Annotated in this window: 13 protein-coding genes; 8 read left to right on the forward strand and 5 right to left on the reverse strand. The window is 72.0% G+C overall.

The window, feature by feature from the left end; genetic code table 11:
* The first annotated feature begins 235 nt into the window (after positions 1 to 235).
* The 3 genes from ACFV57_RS06085 to ACFV57_RS06095 all read left to right on the forward strand — a co-directional run bounded on the left by ACFV57_RS06085 (position 236) and on the right by ACFV57_RS06095 (position 3,425).
* Complete coding sequence (locus tag ACFV57_RS06085; RefSeq protein ID WP_385226206.1) at positions 236 to 1,081, forward strand: protein phosphatase 2C domain-containing protein; 846 nt, start codon at positions 236 to 238, stop codon at positions 1,079 to 1,081.
* Positions 1,082 to 1,297: 216 nt separating this feature from the next.
* On the forward strand, positions 1,298 to 2,008 hold the full coding sequence (locus ACFV57_RS06090) for a TetR/AcrR family transcriptional regulator (protein WP_385226208.1): 711 nt from the start codon (positions 1,298 to 1,300) through the stop codon (positions 2,006 to 2,008).
* Positions 2,009 to 2,045: 37 nt separating this feature from the next.
* Positions 2,046 to 3,425, forward strand: a complete 1,380-nt coding sequence (locus ACFV57_RS06095; protein WP_385226210.1) for a cytochrome P450 — start codon at positions 2,046 to 2,048, stop codon at positions 3,423 to 3,425.
* A gap of 136 nt (positions 3,426 to 3,561) precedes the next feature.
* Here the strand turns inward: ACFV57_RS06095 and ACFV57_RS06100 are convergent, their stop codons facing one another.
* The gene (locus tag ACFV57_RS06100) at positions 3,562 to 4,053 is read right to left on the reverse strand and encodes a MarR family winged helix-turn-helix transcriptional regulator (RefSeq protein WP_385226495.1); all 492 of its coding nucleotides are present in this window, start codon (positions 4,051 to 4,053) and stop codon (positions 3,562 to 3,564) included.
* Between the two features lie 283 nt (positions 4,054 to 4,336).
* Between ACFV57_RS06100 and ACFV57_RS06105 the strand changes: the two genes are divergently transcribed.
* Positions 4,337 to 5,188, forward strand: coding sequence for a lysozyme (locus tag ACFV57_RS06105; protein WP_385226212.1), 852 nt, complete (start codon positions 4,337 to 4,339; stop codon positions 5,186 to 5,188).
* 57 nt (positions 5,189 to 5,245) lie between these two features.
* Here the strand turns inward: ACFV57_RS06105 and ACFV57_RS06110 are convergent, their stop codons facing one another.
* Entirely contained in the window at positions 5,246 to 5,773 is a 528-nt protein-coding gene (locus ACFV57_RS06110) for a Uma2 family endonuclease (protein WP_385226497.1), read from the reverse strand.
* A gap of 173 nt (positions 5,774 to 5,946) precedes the next feature.
* Positions 5,947 to 8,364, reverse strand: coding sequence for an endopeptidase La (lon, locus tag ACFV57_RS06115; protein WP_385226213.1), 2,418 nt, complete (start codon positions 8,362 to 8,364; stop codon positions 5,947 to 5,949).
* Between the two features lie 208 nt (positions 8,365 to 8,572).
* Between lon and ACFV57_RS06120 the strand changes: the two genes are divergently transcribed.
* On the forward strand, positions 8,573 to 8,989 hold the full coding sequence (locus ACFV57_RS06120; RefSeq protein WP_385226215.1) for a nuclear transport factor 2 family protein: 417 nt from the start codon (positions 8,573 to 8,575) through the stop codon (positions 8,987 to 8,989).
* Between the two features lie 252 nt (positions 8,990 to 9,241).
* Here the strand turns inward: ACFV57_RS06120 and ACFV57_RS06125 are convergent, their stop codons facing one another.
* Both ACFV57_RS06125 and ACFV57_RS06130 read right to left on the reverse strand, forming a co-directional pair.
* A complete protein-coding gene (locus ACFV57_RS06125; protein WP_385226499.1) occupies positions 9,242 to 9,634 on the reverse strand; it encodes a VOC family protein in 393 nt (130 codons plus the stop codon).
* Positions 9,635 to 9,733: 99 nt separating this feature from the next.
* Positions 9,734 to 10,672, reverse strand: coding sequence for a rhomboid-like protein (locus ACFV57_RS06130; protein WP_385226217.1), 939 nt, complete (start codon positions 10,670 to 10,672; stop codon positions 9,734 to 9,736).
* 239 nt (positions 10,673 to 10,911) lie between these two features.
* On the opposite strand from ACFV57_RS06130, the gene ACFV57_RS06135 reads away from it, so the two are divergent.
* The 3 genes from ACFV57_RS06135 (at position 10,912) to ACFV57_RS06145 (ending at position 13,718) form a co-directional block, all read left to right on the forward strand.
* Positions 10,912 to 11,685 carry a spermidine synthase gene (locus ACFV57_RS06135; protein ID WP_385226219.1) on the forward strand — a complete coding sequence of 258 codons (774 nt, stop codon included), beginning with the start codon at positions 10,912 to 10,914 and terminating at the stop codon, positions 11,683 to 11,685.
* A 78-nt stretch (positions 11,686 to 11,763) separates the two neighbouring features.
* The gene (locus ACFV57_RS06140) at positions 11,764 to 12,504 is read left to right on the forward strand and encodes a response regulator transcription factor (RefSeq protein WP_031001263.1); all 741 of its coding nucleotides are present in this window, start codon (positions 11,764 to 11,766) and stop codon (positions 12,502 to 12,504) included.
* Positions 12,501 to 13,718, forward strand: coding sequence for an ATP-binding protein (locus ACFV57_RS06145; protein WP_385226222.1), 1,218 nt, complete (start codon positions 12,501 to 12,503; stop codon positions 13,716 to 13,718). Before ACFV57_RS06140 ends, ACFV57_RS06145 begins: the two co-directional genes overlap by 4 nt.
* Positions 13,719 to 13,804: the final 86 nt, after the last annotated feature.

A 13,804-nucleotide genomic window follows, 5' to 3' on the forward strand; every position in this document is an offset into this window, starting at 1 on the left:
ACATCAATCGGAAGTTGACCATCAACTTCCGATCAAGACCGCTTCGGCATGCAACCTCGCGCAACCCCCGAGCGGGTTTGGAGAACCGTGCGGCGCCTGGAAAGATGCCCGCCCGCACCTCGGCCGACCGCGATTTTCGGCCCCATGCCACGCCTCTGACCTGCTGTTACGTCCCAGAGCCCGGTGAAGTCCGCACACCGCGGGAAACCGGGCGCGTTGCGGCAGACTGGCTCCCATGCGCATCGAACTGGCCACCGATCCGGGAGCCCCCCAACACCCGAACGAGGACTACGCGTCCGTCGCCCTCCCCGCCTCCGGCCAGGGCGGAGTGCTGGTCCTGCTGGACGGTGTGACCCCACCGCCGTTCGACGTCGGCTGCGCCCACGGAGTGCCGTGGTACACCGCGCGCCTCGGCGGCGCCCTGCTCGAACTGTCCGCTTCATACCGCGATATGACGCTCACTGAGGCACTTTCGGCCGCCATCTCCCGGACGGCCGAAGTTCACCGCTCCACCTGTGACCTTTCTCACGCCCACACTCCCCAGGCAACCGTGGTGGCCGTCCGGTGGTCGCCGGAGACGGTCGAGTATCTCGTCCTGTCCGATTCCGTACTGCTCGTCGAGCACCCCGACGGCGTCGTACGGGCGGTTCTGGACACCCGCCTCGACGAACTGCCGCCCGCCGTGCGGGACCTGCGCGAAGCCGTACGGGCGCTGCCGCGCGGCTCCGCCGAACGCGCGGCGGCGGGCCGCGAGTACGCGGCCGCGGTCGAGGCGCTGCGCAATGCCGAGGGCGGCTTCTTCACCGCGGCGGCCGACCCAGCGGTGGCCGCCCGTGCGGTCACCGGCTCCCTCCCGCGCGCCGAAGTGCGCGCCCTGACCGCGCTCAGTGACGGCGCGTCACGGTGGGTCGAGGTATTCCGTGAGGGCTCCTGGGCGGACTGCCTCGCGGTGGTGCGCAAGGAGGGGCCGCAGGCCCTGGTCGACCGGGTACGGGCGCTGGAGGCCGCCGACCCGGAGGGGGCACGGTTCCCGCGCGGCAAGTCCCGGGACGACGCGACGGCGGTGCTGGTCGAGCCGTGATCGGCCCGGACGGGCCCAGGCCCTGACCGCCTCCGGCCGACAGCACAGGGCGGGGCCGGGGGGCAAGCAGCGGAGGGTGAAGCGGCGGACGGCGCGTCGGGCTCCCCTCGGCGACACCCCCGTACGGCTGAAAACCGTCTTATCCGACGGATGCATCCTGCCTAGCTTTGACTGCGTGACCAGATTCGAAATCTGGTCACGGAGCCGGGGAGGGCCGTGGAAGCCGACGAGCGTACGGAACGGGGCGAGCGGATTCTGGACGCCGCGTGCGAGCTGCTGCTCGCCTGGGGCTACCGCCGCGTGACCACCGACGAGATCGCCCGCCGGGCGGACGTCGGCAAGGGCACGGTCTATCTGCACTGGAAGACCAAGGACGCGCTGCTGCTGGCCGTGGTGCTGCGCGCCAAGGCGGCGGACCACGGCAGGCAGTTGGCACGGATGCGGGCCGACGACCGGAACATCCTGCCCAGCCGGCTGCTGCGGGCGTCCCTCCTCGACTTCATGGACGACCCGGTGCTGCGCGCGCTGTACCTCGACGACTCCGACATCCTCGGGCGCCTGAACGACATCGCAAAGAAGGAACTCGCGGAGCTGGTCGAGGCGGGCACCCAGACCCTGCGCTCACAGCTGACCGCCCTGCGCACCCACGGCCTGGTGCGCGAGGACCTCAGCGTCGACCAGCAGATGTACGTCTGCATGGCCACCGCCGGCGGCTACTTCCAGGCCGAGGTGCTCTTCCCCGAACGCGCTCCGGCCCGCCCGGAGGAGCGGGCCGATCTCCTGTGCCACGCGATCCACACCGCGCTGGAACGGCACGGCGAACCCGACACCCGGGCCCTCGCCGCGGCGGCCCCCGGCATCATCGCGCGCTACGCGCGTCTGGAAGAGCTGAGCCGGCAGGAAGTGCGGCGACAGCTCCGCCAGTGACCCCCGGTCACACCCCTGATCAGGAGGAGAACGCACGATGACCACATCGCACACCGAGTCCACGGCGGTCACCCCGCCCGGCTCCCCCTCCACCACCGGCACCACCACTGCCGCCGCCACCACCCCGACCAGCTCCCTGCCCTCCTACGTCGGCCTCCACCCGGGCGAGCCGAACCTGATGGAACCGGAGCTGCTCGACGACCCGTACACCGGCTACGGCAAGCTGCGCGAGCAGGCCCCCCTCGTCCGCGCCCGGTTCATCGACGACTCGCCGATCTGGGTCGTGACCCGCTTCGACGTGCTACGCGAGGTGATGCGCGACCAGCGGTTCGTCAACGACCCCTCGGGCGTGCCCGGCTACGCCGGCGACGACCCGCGCACCCGGCTGTTCCAGCTGTTCGGCGTCCCCGAGCACCTGCAGCGCTACCTCACCGAGACGATCATCACCATGGACCCGCCGGACCACACCCGGCTGCGCCGCCTGGTCTCGCGCGCCTTCACCGCCCGCCGCATCCAGGACCTGCGCCCGCGGGTCGAGCGGATCACCGACGAGCTGCTGGACCGGCTCCCCGGCCACGCCGAGGACGGCGTCGTCGACCTCATCGAGCACTACGCGTACCCGCTGCCGATCACCGTCATCTGCGAACTGGTCGGCATCGACGAGACGGACCGGCCCCTGTGGCGGCGGTTCGGTTCCGACCTCTCCTCCCTGGAGCCGGCCCGCATCGGCGCCACCGTGCCGGTCATGATCGAGCACATTCTCGCGGTGATCCGCGAACGGCGCGCGGACCTGCGGGACGACCTGCTCAGCGCGCTCATCCGGGTACAGGACGACGACGGTGGCCGGCTGAGCGACACCGAGATGGTCACCCTGGTCCTGACGCTGGTGCTGGCCGGCCACGAGACCACCGCCCACCTCATCGGCAACGGCACGCTCGCCCTGCTCGGCCACCCCGACCAGCGCCGGCTGATCGACGAGGACCCGGCCCTGCTGCCGCGCGCGGTCCATGAGCTGATGCGCTGGTGCGGGCCGATCCAGGGCACCCAGCTGCGGTACGCCACGGAGGACGTCGAAGTGGCCGGTGTCCAGGTCCGCCAGGGCGACGCCGTGTTCCTGAGCCTCGTCGCCGCCAACCGCGACCCGCGGCACTACACCGATCCGGAACGGCTCGACCTGACGCGGCAGCCGGCCGGCCGCGCGGAGGACCACGTCGGCTTCGGGCACGGCATGCACTACTGTCTGGGCGCCTCGCTCGCCCGCCAGGAAGGCGAGGTCGCCTTCGGCAAGCTGCTCACGCGCTACCCGGACGTGGCGCTCGCCGCCCCCCACGAGCAGCTGGAGCGGGAGGAACGCGTGCGGCAGCCGGGCGCGTGGCGGCTGCGCCGTCTCCCGCTGAGGCTGCATCCGCAGGCGTAGCCCGTACCGAGCGGGGCCGGCCGCCCGCGGGGGAGGCGGCCGGCGCCCCACCGGGAACCGGCGGGGCCGGCCGCACCCGGGTAACCGGGCACTCGCCCTCCGGGCCCCGCCCCTCCACATCCCGGCCCGTCAGCCCTCAGCCCTTCTCGCATCCCCTGCCGCAGCACTCCTCCGCGTCCTGCTCCCCGTTCAACCGGTGCAGCAGGCGGGCCAGTTCGGCGACCTCGCGGCGGTCCCAGGAGGCGAGCTGCCGGGCGTACTGGGCGCGCCGGCTGTTGCGTACGCGGCCGAACCGGTCCCGTCCCTCGTCGGTGAGGCGGACCAGCACGGCCCGCCCGTCGGCCGGGTCCGGCTCGCGGGCGATCAGCCCGAGCTCCTCCAGCGCGCGCAGCTGCCGGCTCATCGTGGCCTTGCCCACGCCGAAGTAGCCGGCGAGCTCGGTGGCGCGCTGCTGTCCCGCGTCCGCGAGGCGTACGAGCAGGCCGTACGCCGCCGATTCCAGCTCCGGGTGGACCTCCCGGGCCAGCTCGCCGGACGTGGCGCGGGCGCGGCGCAGAAAGACCGCCAACTCCCGCTCCAGGGACAGGAACACCTGGTCCACACCACTGGGTTCGCCGGTCCCGGCCATGTCGTCGGGTCTGGTGTTGTGCACGTCAGCGCCCTCTCCCGCTTTCCGGACCGTGAAAGTTTCTTCCAGCGGCGGCCGAAGCCGCAGCTTGTCCAGTATTTCGCAGGATTAGACCAACGGAAGCCCGGCTCCCCTCTTTGCCTTCCGTATCTACGCGCATACCGTCATGGACGCGTCGTGGGCACGCCCACCCGTCCCACTACTTGACGCGCTCACGACAATACCGCTCGCCTCTCCCGCCCCCTCCCCTCAGGTCAGTTCACCGAGATCCTCGGAGGCACGTATGCCCGTGCACAGATCCGGCCCCGCCCGTCGCCCGCGCGCGTTCGCGGCCCTCGCCGGGGTGTTCCTCACCGTCGTGGCCCTCCTCCTCGGACTGCCCGGCGCCGCCGGCGCCACCCCGTACGGCCCGGCCCCCGAACCCACCCACCCCGGCCAGGACTGGGCCGGCTCCCAGATCGCCCGGCACGAGGGCGACGCGCCGGGCGAGGCGCCGCCGCCCTCCCTCGCCTCCGTCGAAGGCGTCGACGTCAGCAGCCACAACGGCAACGTCGCCTGGCAGACGCTGTGGAACGCCGGGGTCCGCTTCGCCTACGTCAAGGCCACCGAATCCACCGGCTACACCAACCCGTACTTCGCGCAGCAGTACAACGGCTCCTACGACGTCGGCATGATCCGCGGGGCGTACCACTTCGCCACGCCGGACACCTCCGGCGGCGCGGCCCAGGCCAACTACTTCGTGGACAACGGCGGCGGCTGGTCCAGGGACGGCCGGACGCTGCCCGGCGCCCTCGACATGGAGTACAACCCGTACGGCTCCACCTGCTACGGCAAAAGCGCGTCCGGCCTGGTCGGCTGGATGAAGGACTTCTTCGCCACGTACAAGGCGCGCACCGGCAGGGACGCCGTCATCTACACCTCCACCAGCTGGTGGAAGCAGTGCACCGGCAACTACTCCGGCTTCGGCTCCGCCAACCCGCTGTGGATTCCCCGCTACGGCACCACGGCCGGCGAACTCCCCGCGGGCTGGGACTTCCACACCATCTGGCAGTACACGTCCTCGGGCACCACGGTCGGCGACCGGAACCGGTTCAACGGGGCGTATGAGCGGTTGCAGGCGCTGGCGAACGGGTGAGACGCGGCCGGGCCCCGGCAGCGCGGGGTGCGCCGGGGCCCGGGTCGGCGTGCGTCGTCACCCGCGGTCGAACTCCGCCGTGTCCAGGGTCAGGCCGACGACTGTCCTGGTCAGGTCCACCGGGCCGCCGAACGCGATGGCCGGGTGGAGACGATAGGTGCCGTCCTTGGGGTCCGTGAAGAGGTAACACCGACCGATGTACGGATCGACGATGAGGTAGACGGGCACGCCCGCCAGCGCGTAGGCGTCCTTCTTGGGACCATGGTCATTCCGCGATGTTTCCCGGGAAGTCACTTCGGCGACGAAGTCGATGTCCTGGCAGCTCCAGCGTCCCTCGTCGTCTGTGGTCGCGCCCTCCGCCATAGCCACCACATCGCTCGCGAAACCGTTCAGGTGGCCGGGGAAATCGATACGGACATCGGACTTCAGGCGGTTCCGCGGGTAGGCGGACCGCAACTGCTCGACCATTCCGATGGTGTTGTGCCAGTGCGCGTCCCGCTGCGGCCAGAAGCAGACCGCGCCCCCGACGACCTCCGCCTTGTACCCCTCGGGGACGGGCATCCGCTCCAGCCAGTCGAAGAGCATGTCCAGACTGAGTGCGCAGCCGCCGACCGGCTCGATGGTCACCGTGCGCTCCTCCCCACCGCCGCGAAGTGCGGGCAGTCGCGCAGTACAACGATACGCACGGTGACCGGGACACGCGCGGCCCGGAGCCCCCGCGTCAGGTGACTCCGGGCCGCTGTGGCCGGTCGCGTCCGTCACGCCGCGACCGGGACCTCCGGGGCGGCCGGGGCCTCCGGGGCCGAGGCCGGGGTCAGGGCCAGATCGAGGACCTGGCGGACGTCGGAGACCGGGTGGACGTCCAGCTTCTCCAGGATCTCGGCGGGCACGTCGTCCAGGTCCGGCTCGTTGCGCTTGGGGATGACCACCGTCGTGATCCCCGCCCGGTGCGCCGCGAGCAGCTTCTGCTTGACGCCGCCGATCGGCAGCACCCGCCCGGTCAGCGAGACCTCGCCGGTCATCGCCACGTCCGGGCGCACCTGCCGCCCGGAGAGCAGCGACGCCAGCGCCGTCGTCATCGTCACGCCCGCGCTCGGGCCGTCCTTCGGGACCGCGCCCGCCGGTACGTGCAGGTGGACACCGCGCTCCTTCAAGTCACCGACCGGCAGCTCCAGTTCGGCGCCGTGCGAGCGCAGGAAGGACAGCGCGATGTGCGCGGACTCCTTCATCACGTCGCCCAGCTGGCCGGTGAGCTGGAGACCGGACGCGCCGGTCTCCGGGTCGGCGAGCGAGGCCTCCACGTAGAGCACGTCGCCGCCCGCTCCGGTCACCGCGAGACCGGTGACCACGCCCGGTACGGACGTCCGCCGCTCGGCCGGGTCCTGCGCCGACTCCGGGGTGTGGTGCGGACGCCCGATCAGCGGGCGCAGTTCGTCCACGCCCACCGCGAAGGGCAGGTCCTGCCCGCCCAGTTCGCTCTGGGCCGCGACCTTGCGCAGCAGCCGTCCGACGGCCCGCTCCAGGTTCCGTACGCCCGCCTCGCGGGTGTACTCGCCGGCGAGCTTGTGCAGCGCCTCGTCCGTGAGCGTGACCTCGCCGGGCTCCAGGCCGGCCCGCTCCAGCTGGCGCGGCAGCAGGTGGTCCCGGGCGATGACGACCTTCTCGTCCTGGGTGTACCCGTCCAGCCGGACCAGCTCCATACGGTCGAGCAGCGGCTCCGGGATGGATTCCAGGACGTTGGCGGTGGCCAGGAAGACGACGTCGCTCAGGTCCAGCTCGACCTCCAGGTAATGGTCCCGGAAGGTGTGGTTCTGCGCCGGGTCGAGGACTTCGAGCAGGGCGGCCGCCGGGTCGCCCCGGAAGTCCGAGCCGACCTTGTCGATCTCGTCCAGGAGGACGACCGGGTTCATCGACCCGGCCTCCTTGATGGCGCGCACGATACGGCCGGGCAGCGCGCCGACGTAGGTACGCCGGTGGCCGCGGATCTCCGCCTCGTCCCGTACGCCGCCGAGCGCGACCCGGACGAACTTGCGGCCCATGGAGCGGGCCACGGACTCGCCCAGCGAGGTCTTGCCGACGCCGGGCGGGCCGACCAGCGCCAGTACGGCGCCGCCGCGGCGGCCCCCGACCAGGCCCAGGCCGCGGTCCGCGCGCCGCTTGCGCACGGCCAGGTACTCGGTGATGCGCTCCTTGACGTCCTCCAGGCCGGCGTGGTCGGCGTCCAGGATCTCCTTGGCGCCGGGGATGTCGTACGCGTCCTGCGTGCGCTCGTTCCACGGCAGCTCCAGCACCGTGTCGAGCCAGGTCCTGATCCAGCTGCCCTCGGGGCTCTGGTCGCTGGACCGCTCCAGCTTGTCGACCTCCTTGAGGGCCGCCTTGCGGACGTCCTCGGGCAGCTGGGCGGCCTCGACACGGGCGCGGTAGTCCTCGCCCTCGTCCTCCGGGTCACCGTTCAGCTCGGCGAGTTCCTTGCGGACGGCCTCCATCTGGCGGCGCAGCAGGAACTCGCGCTGCTGCTTGTCGACGCCTTCCTGGACGTCCTTGGCGATGGACTCCGCCACGTCCTGCTCGGCGAGGTGCTCGCGCAGGGCTTCGGTGGCCTGCTTCAGGCGCGCGACCGGGTCGGTGTTCTCCAGCAGGAGCACCTTCTGCTCGGTGCTCAGGAACGGCGAGTACCCGGAGTTGTCCGCGAGCTGCGAGACGTCCTCGATCTGCTGGACGCGGTCCACGACCTGCCAGGCGCCGCGCTTCTTGAGCCAGTCGGTGGCGAGTGCCTTGTACTCCTTGACCAGCTCGGTGACGGCACCGGGCAGGGGCTCGGGCACCGTCTCCTCGACGGTGGTGCCCTCCACCCAGAGCGCGGCGCCGGGGCCGGTGGTGCCCGCGCCGATCCGCACCCGGCCGAGGCCGCGGATCAGTGCGCCGGGGTCGCCGTCGGACAGCCGCCCGACCTGCTCGACGCGGCCGAGCACGCCGATCGCCGCGTAAGCGCCGTCGACCCGGGGCACAAGCAGCACCCGCGGCTTGTTACCGGGTGAGGCGGCGGCCTGCGCGGCCTCCACCGCGGCCCGTACGTCCGCTTCGGAAAGGTCCAGGGGCACCACCATGCCGGGCAGCACGACCTCGTCGTCGAGGGGCAGCACGGGCAGGGTGAGCGAGGTGGGCGTCGATGCCATGATCTCCCCTTCGGCAGGCAAGTTGAGCAATACCCACTCAATGCAGATGAGTCCCGGGATGTTCCCCGAGTCTTGTTCGCTGTGAGCGATCACGCCGCTCCGCCCCGGCGTACGCCGACCACGGAGGGCGGCCCCCTCCGGCGCACCACGCATGTTGATCTTGGTTGCCGGTTGATCTCGACCGCGTACGCGGACGTACGATTCCCGCATGAGCGACCACCGTGCGGAGATCCAGGACCTCAACAGCCGTTACGCGATCGCTTTCGACTCCGGGCGGCTCGACGAGTCCGTCGACTGCTGGGCCGAGGACGGCGTCCTGGACGAGACCGAGACCGGCTTCGGCCGGTTCGAAGGCCGCGAGGCGATCCGCGCCTTCTTCCGCGACACCCTCATGGCCAACGCCACGAACGTCGTCCACATGATGTTCAACCACCTGATCACCGGCATCGAGGGCGACCGCGGTGAGGGCCGGGTGAACTGTCTCGTCGAGATCGTGAAGACCGACGGCGGTTACGCCCGCGCCCACGTCACGTACACCGACCGCTACGTCCGGGTCGCGGGCCGGTGGAAGTTCGCCAGCCGCGTCGTCACCTCGTCCTTCCCGCACGAGGCACTCACGAGCTGAGGCCCGGGCAGCCGACGCGGAAGTTCGTGCTGGAAACGGAACCGGGAGACCGCCGCGTCGTCCGAGGCGGCGGCGAGTCCGCAGAGCACGGGCAGCCGCTGTTTTCCGGTCCCCCGACTCGCCGCCTTCCAGCAACAGTTCGGCCTCACCCAGAGACTCCGTGACCGCGTCGGGAGGGACCGGAGCAGTTCGCGGACAAACCTTCGCAGGTGTCCGGCACTCCCACCCGGATTGGGACGCCTCCGCGGGTGCTCAGCCCTGCGCCATGTGCATGAATTCCCATACGTGGCCGTCGGGGTCCTGGAAGCTGATGCCGTACATGGGGCCGGCTTCCATGGCCGGCTTCCACGGGGTGGCGCCGGCGGCGAGGGCCTTGGCGAGGAGGGTGTCCGCCTCCTCGCGGCTGTCGCAGGACAGACAGGTGAGGACTTCCTTCGTCTTCGCGGCGTCGCTGATGTCGCCGTTGATGAAGTCGCGGAAGCGGGATTCCTGGAGGAGCATCACGCAGATGTTCTCCTCGACGACCATGCAGAGCGTCTGCTCGTCGGAGAACTGCGGATTGAAGGAGAAGCCGAGGCGGGTGAAGAACTCGCGGGACACGGCGATGTCCTTGACCGGAAGGTTGACGAAGATCATTCGCATGATGTGTGCCTCTTCGTGACGGAGCGGGGCCCCGGCCGCCCCGGCCGGGTGCGACCCTCGCTCCACCTCCCCGTGGAGCCGTGGAGAGGTGTGTTCAGGAAGCTAGCAACGGGCACTGACAATCGCCGGTTCGCGCGGCCCCCGGCGCCGCAGGAGGGGCCAGGCGAGTACCCCGAGGACCAGGGCGAGGAGGTGGCCCGAGTCGCTGACGGGGTCGCCGGAGACCAGCAGGCTGTCGACGGCGAACCAGGTGACGGCCGCCAGCAGCGGCCACCGGGCCCAGGGGGGCAGCAGGCCCGTCAGCGCGCCCATGCAGGCCATCACGCCGAAGCTGACGCCGTAGTCGAGGCGCTGGAGCGAATCGGCGGGGAGGTGGCCGAGGGCGACCGCGGCGCCGACGGGGAGTTCGGTGGCGAGGGTGGCGATCGCGTGGCCGCCGAAGAAGACCGCGGCCGTGCGCAGGGCGCCGACGCGGCGTTCCAGTGCCGTCAGGACGAAGAGGAACGCGAGGGCGTACGCGGAGGTCATGCCGCCGGCGAGCCACAGCGCGCTGGCGACGAGCACCAGCAGGGGCGCTTGCGCCAAGTGCTCGACGTCCGTGCTGGAGGCCTGGAGCAGGGCGTAGACCAGGCCGGGGTCGGCGTACTCGGCGAAGAGGGAGGTCGCGACGAGGAGGAGGGTGTAGCCGAAGGTGAAGGGGGTGCCCGTGGGGGTCGGCAGGAGGCGCCAGGGGCGCGGCAGGGACCGGAGCGGGGAGCCGAGGAGGGACCGTGTCCGTACGGGGCTCCGCCCAGGGGCGGGCGCGGGCGTGGTGCCGGAGGGCGGCGCCGGGGCGGCGGGCGGGGGCTGTCTGGGGATTCCGGAGAGGGGTGCCTCCTCCTCCCCCGTGCCAGGAGTGCCGGGAGCGCCGGGCGTGACGTGCGCGTCGGCCGACGTGCCGGTCCCCGCGCGGGTTCCCGCGAAAGAGGCCGTTTCCTCGGTGGGGGCTCCCTCGAAGGGAGCCGACTTCTCGGAGGCGTCCGCCGTGCCAACCCGGCTCACTGTTTCCAGGCCCCTTCCGTCCTCGGCGCCGCAGGCGCCGTCGGCACGTCCGCCCCCTCGGCCGTGCGCCTTGCGTGTGTGGAACATCCGCGTCCACTGAAGATCTACGTCAGGAACAGCCTGCACGCTCAACCCATGAGCGAGCTGTGTCCGTGACGTGTGTCACCCGTGACGGGCGGGTGCGGGGCGCGCGGAAACCGGCTGGACCCGTGCTCCTCCGGTTGGCCAGGATGGCCGCCATGTCTCATCCCGCGCACGCCGTGCCCCACTCCGTGCACGTACCCGGTTCGCCCGCCCCCGACGACACGCCGCGGGTCCTCGACCGCCGCGAGGGGCCGTACGGCGAGGTCGCCCTGCGGGCGCGGGGCGAGCACTTCGAGATCATCGCCAACGGGTGTTTCCTGATGGACACCTCGGACGGGCGGTCCGAGCGGCTGCTGATCGACGCGGCGCTCGCGGAGCTGGCGGAGGCCGGCGGCACCGCCGGCGCGCCCGTCGCGGAGGCCGCCGGGCGGCCGTCCCCGAGTGTGCTGATCGGCGGGCTCGGGGTGGGGTTCTCCCTGGTCAGGGCGGTGGAAGAGGCCCGGTGGGGGCGGATCACGGTGGTGGAGCGGGAGGCCGCGGTCATCGACTGGCACCGGCACGGACCGCTGGCCGCCCTGACAGCGGCGGCGCTCGCCGACGCGCGTACCGAGATCGTCGCCGCCGACCTGGTCGCGTACGTGCGCGAGGGCGCCGGGCCGCGCGCCTTCGACGCGCTGTGCCTGGACATCGACAACGGGCCGGGGTGGACGGTCACCGAGGACAACGGCGGCCTCTACTCCCCCGCCGGTCTCGCCGCCTGCCGGGAGCGGCTGACGCCGGGCGGCGTGCTCGCCGTGTGGTCGGCGCAGCCGTCGTCCGCGTTCGAGAACGCGCTGCGAAATGCCGGGTTCACCGGTGTACGTACCGAAGAGATCCCCGTTGTCCGAGGCGTCCCCGACGTGGTGCACCTCGCGCGCAAGGGCGCGTAGCCGACGGTCACACCCTGCCCTTACGCTGCTCCCCAGCAGTACGCGACCATGCAGCACGGGGACACGCAGGGGCGGGCGATGGATCAGACGCAGACCACCCAGGGCGGCACCGCCGCGGCCACGCCCGGCGCCCAGCGCCGGATCCTCGTCGTGGAGGACGACCCGACGATCGTGGACGCCATCGCGGCCCGGCTGCGCGCCGAGGGCTTCCAGGTGCAGACGGCCACCGACGGCCCGGCCGCGGTGGACACGGCCGAGGCCTGGCAGCCGGACCTGCTGGTCCTGGACGTGATGCTGCCGGGCTTCGACGGGCTGGAGGTGTGCCGCCGGGTGCAGGCGCGGCGGCCGGTGCCGGTGATGATGCTCACCGCGCGGGACGACGAGACGGACATGCTGGTCGGTCTGGGCGTCGGCGCTGACGACTACATGACCAAGCCGTTTTCCATGCGGGAGCTGGCGGCGCGGGTGCATGTGCTGCTGCGGCGCGTGGAGCGCGCCGCGCTGGCCGCCCACACCCCGCGCAGCGGCATCCTGCGCCTGGGCGAGCTGGAGATCGACCACGCGCAGCGCCGGGTGCGGGTGCGCGGCACCGACGTGCACCTGACGCCGACCGAGTTCGACCTGCTGGTGTGCCTGGCCAACACCCCGCGCGCGGTGCTCTCCCGCGAGCAGCTGCTGGCCGAGGTGTGGGACTGGGCGGACGCGTCCGGCACCCGTACGGTCGACAGCCACATCAAGGCGCTGCGCCGCAAGATCGGCGCGGAGCGCATCCGTACGGTCCACGGCGTCGGATACGCGCTGGAGACCCCGCCGGTATGACGACCCCCACCCGCCGCCGCCCGGCCGACCGCAGGGAGCGGGCCGGGCGCCCGGCCCGCGACCGGGCCCGGGAGAGCCCGTGGGAGGGGCTGGGCGGCCTGCGGGAGCGGGTCTGGGCGCCGCTGTGGCGGCGGGTCTGGGAGGGGCTGCGCCCGCTGGACCCGTACCGCTCGGTCAAGGCGGCGCTCGGCGCACTGGTCATCGTCTCGGTGATCATCACGACGCTGCTGGTGTTCGTCGCCATCCACTCCGACACCGAGCTGCGGGTCATCACGGTCTTCTCGATCATCGCCTCGCTGCTGGTCACCCAGTTCGTCGCGCAGGGTCTGACGGCGCCGCTGGACGACATGACGGACGTGACGCGGGCGATGGCGGACGGCGACTACACCCGCCGGGTGCGCGGCGGGCGGCGCGACGAGTTCGGCAATCTGGCGGACGCCTTCAACCGGATGGCCGCCGACCTGGAGGCGGTGGACACCCACCGCAAGGAGCTGGTCGCCAATGTCTCGCACGAGCTGCGCACCCCGATAGCGGCCCTGCGCGCCGTGCTGGAGAACGTGGTCGACGGCGTCTGCGAGCCCGATCCGGAGACGATGCGTACGGCCCTGAAGCAGACCGAGCGGCTGGGGCGGCTGGTCGAGCACCTGCTCGACCTGTCCCGGCTGGACAACGGCGTGGTGCCGCTGCACGCCCGCCGCTTCGAGGTGTGGCCGTACCTGTCCGGGGTGCTCAAGGAGGCCAACATGAGCCGCGGCGCCTCCACGCTCTCGGGGCTCGCCGGCTCGGGCACCCACACCCGTACGGACGTCCATCTGCACCTGGACGTCTCGCCGCCGGAGCTGACCGCGCACGCGGACGCCGAGCGGCTCCACCAGGTCGTGGCGAACCTGATCGACAACGCCATCAAGCACAGCCCGCGGCACGGCCGGGTCACGGTGCGGGCGCGGCGCGGAGAGACGCCCGGGGGCCTGGAGCTGGAGGTCCAGGACGAGGGTCCGGGCATCCCGGAGGCCGAGCGGCACCATGTCTTCGAGCGCTTCAACCGGGGCGATCCGGTGACGCCGGGGCCGGGCAGCGACGGCGGTACGGGGCTGGGCCTGGCGATCGCGCGCTGGGCGGTGGATCTGCACGGGGGCCGGATACGCGTGGCCGAATCGCCTCGCGGATGCCGTATCCGCGTCACTCTTCCGGGAAGCGGATCAACCCGAGGTTGACGCTGGGTGACGTAGGGTCGGTGGTGGAAGCACCCAGTACGGGGCGCGGCGGCGATGCCGCGTACCCGGACGCAGGGGAACCTGGT

Source organism: Streptomyces sp. NPDC059788, assembly GCF_042732265.1.
Lineage (GTDB): Bacteria > Actinomycetota > Actinomycetes > Streptomycetales > Streptomycetaceae > Streptomyces.

Coding starts and splice junctions, on each gene's coding strand:
- ACFV57_RS06085 (WP_385226206.1), top strand. CDS start 236: ATGCGCATCGAACTGGCCACCGATCCGGGAGCCCCCCAACACCCGAAC.
- ACFV57_RS06095 (WP_385226210.1), top strand. CDS start 2,046: ATGACCACATCGCACACCGAGTCCACGGCGGTCACCCCGCCCGGCTCC.
- ACFV57_RS06100 (WP_385226495.1), bottom strand. CDS start 4,053: ATGGCCGGGACCGGCGAACCCAGTGGTGTGGACCAGGTGTTCCTGTCC.
- ACFV57_RS06105 (WP_385226212.1), top strand. CDS start 4,337: ATGCCCGTGCACAGATCCGGCCCCGCCCGTCGCCCGCGCGCGTTCGCG.
- ACFV57_RS06110 (WP_385226497.1), bottom strand. CDS start 5,773: ATGCTCTTCGACTGGCTGGAGCGGATGCCCGTCCCCGAGGGGTACAAG.
- lon (WP_385226213.1), bottom strand. CDS start 8,364: ATGGCATCGACGCCCACCTCGCTCACCCTGCCCGTGCTGCCCCTCGAC.
- ACFV57_RS06120 (WP_385226215.1), top strand. CDS start 8,573: ATGAGCGACCACCGTGCGGAGATCCAGGACCTCAACAGCCGTTACGCG.
- ACFV57_RS06135 (WP_385226219.1), top strand. CDS start 10,912: ATGTCTCATCCCGCGCACGCCGTGCCCCACTCCGTGCACGTACCCGGT.
- ACFV57_RS06140 (WP_031001263.1), top strand. CDS start 11,764: ATGGATCAGACGCAGACCACCCAGGGCGGCACCGCCGCGGCCACGCCC.
- ACFV57_RS06145 (WP_385226222.1), top strand. CDS start 12,501: ATGACGACCCCCACCCGCCGCCGCCCGGCCGACCGCAGGGAGCGGGCC.